General features: G+C 59.5%; 3 protein-coding genes and 1 pseudogene. 1 reads left to right on the forward strand and 3 read right to left on the reverse strand.

What is annotated here, in order from left to right; translation table 11 throughout:
• Positions 1–109: 109 nt before the first annotated feature.
• Positions 110–355: pseudogene (locus tag DID99_RS36440) on the forward strand (transposase domain-containing protein); the annotation flags it as partial.
• Between the two features lie 115 nt (positions 356–470).
• On the opposite strand, the gene tnpA reads toward DID99_RS36440, so the two are convergent.
• The 3 genes from tnpA to DID99_RS36460 all read right to left on the reverse strand — a co-directional run.
• Positions 471–902 carry an IS66-like element accessory protein TnpA gene (gene tnpA / locus DID99_RS36450; RefSeq protein ID WP_260444795.1) on the reverse strand — a complete coding sequence of 144 codons (432 nt, stop codon included), beginning with the start codon at positions 900–902 and terminating at the stop codon, positions 471–473.
• A 321-nt stretch (positions 903–1,223) separates the two neighbouring features.
• The gene (locus tag DID99_RS36455; protein ID WP_124668713.1) at positions 1,224–1,490 is read right to left on the reverse strand and encodes a hypothetical protein; all 267 of its coding nucleotides are present in this window, start codon (positions 1,488–1,490) and stop codon (positions 1,224–1,226) included.
• Between the two features lie 24 nt (positions 1,491–1,514).
• Positions 1,515–1,946 (reverse strand): integrase core domain-containing protein (locus DID99_RS36460; RefSeq protein ID WP_260444796.1); only part of this gene is annotated, 432 nt, incomplete at its 5' end.

Raw genomic sequence — 1,946 nt, forward strand, 5'->3', positions numbered from 1 at the left:
GCCGATGCGCACTTTCCTCGATTCGCTCGATCTCGCCAAGGAGAAACTCATCCCCCATTGATGGATCGTTCTTTGTAGGCCCGACTACCTGTCAGATCGAGTCCCGGCTAATACACTGTGCGAGAACGCGATCCGGTCGTTCGTCGTCGGCCGCAAGGGCTGGCTGTTCTCCGATACGGTTGCCGGCGCGCAGGCCAGTGCCAACCTGTACTCCCTCGTCGAGACGTGCAAGGCGAACGGCGTCGAGCCGTATCGCTATCTGGTCTGGCTGTTCACCAGGTTGCCGCTCGCTGCAACCGCCGACGACTACGCCGATCTCATGCCTTGGAGAATGCCTGCCGCCCTCAACCTCTGAGGGGCGTCGTCAAAAGACCGCATACACTGCACCAGCGCGGCAAGTCCATCCATGCCACGGCGCATATCGGTAACGCCCGCTGCCAGCCATACGCGGGTACCGCCTGGCGGCGCAATCATGCTGGCATCAGGCAGCGCAGCACGAGGCGCAACTGCACGGGGTCGACCATGCCCGTGACACGTACACGGGCACCGTTCAGTTCGATCTCGATGCCCGACGCTGCCGGTATGCTCTCGCGATGTGGCCCGACAGGCTGTAGAGCGAGCGACACCGGTTCTGCGGTCTCACCGGTCGGTGCATCAGGTAGCGCTACGGGCAGCAGCACCGCTGTGCTGTGCGCCACTCCTTCGAACAGGCCCGCTCGCAGTTGCCGGCGCCACTTGAACACCATATTCGGATTCAGTCCGTGCGCCTGCGCGAGCTTGGCCACCGAAATACCCGGCTCGCATGCCGCGACGGCAACTTGCCGTCGGTACTCTGGTGTGTAATTCGGTCGGCCCTTGCGGTTCGATGATCGCGCATTCCGTGTGTCCAAAGTAGTCCCCATCACTTGAAGTAACGGACATCACTTTGGACACCGGCTTCAGCTCTGTCCATGCGGCCACGGAATGACGCTTACAATCAAGGCGAACGCGGTCGGAATGATCACGGCAGAGGCAAGGCCACCGAATATTCGCCGCCCAACTGCGATCCCGATGTCATCGATCGCGTACGACAGTAGTGCGACCAGGAGCAGATGGCCGCGAAATTGAAGAGAGCGTGACCTGTCAGGGAGCGGATCTCGTCATGGCGCGGGGAGCGATCCTCACAACGACACCGAAGAGATTTGCACCGATCTCCAATATCGCGAAAACGGGGCGATTATTGATTATTCTTCGTTCCCTGAAGTAATTGCCGCCCACGACTTGTTCTTTCCGATGGCATCCCACACCGGACGTTGCAGTGCGAGCGGCAGTGTGCCGAGTCTTTCGACCAGACTCGAGGAAACTGTGGCTGATACGCTATCGGAGAGTTGATCAATGCATGGGACGAGATCGACCAGAAGCTGAGCCTGTTGCTCGGGCGGCAGGGAGTCAAGCCGGCTTTCCAGAAGCAGGTAGACCGAATGCGTCGTCCTCTGCTGGGTGAACCGCACCGGGAATCGTGGAGGCTGGTTGGTTTAAGTTAATGCAGACACGTCAGCGGCATTTCTGAGTTGCCCGTAGTAGTTTGCCTCAGCTTCAGCAGGCGGGATATAGCCGAGCGGTTCCATCAGCCGATGATGGTTGTACCAGGCGACCCATTCCAGCGTTGCCAGTTCGACGGATTCCCTTGTTTTCCAAGGGGCGCGCCGATGAATCAGTTCCGTCTTGTACAGGCCGTTGATCGTTTCGGCCAGCGCATTGTCGTAGCTGTCGCCCCGGCTGCCGACCGACTGCTCGATGCCGGCCTCAGCCAGCCGTTCGCTGTAGCGAATGCTGACGTATATGCCAGTCGCGTGTACCGGCAACTGACCGACGCGTTCAAGATCAAAGGTATGCGATCCGTTAACGACGTCCTTGTCTAGAAATCGCTTCACTCTGATGCTACGTGTCCACGTGGACAGCTGGTA

Origin of the sequence: Burkholderia sp. Bp8986 (assembly GCF_003854225.1) — a bacterium.
In the GTDB taxonomy this organism is placed as follows: Bacteria; Pseudomonadota; Gammaproteobacteria; order Burkholderiales; family Burkholderiaceae; genus Burkholderia.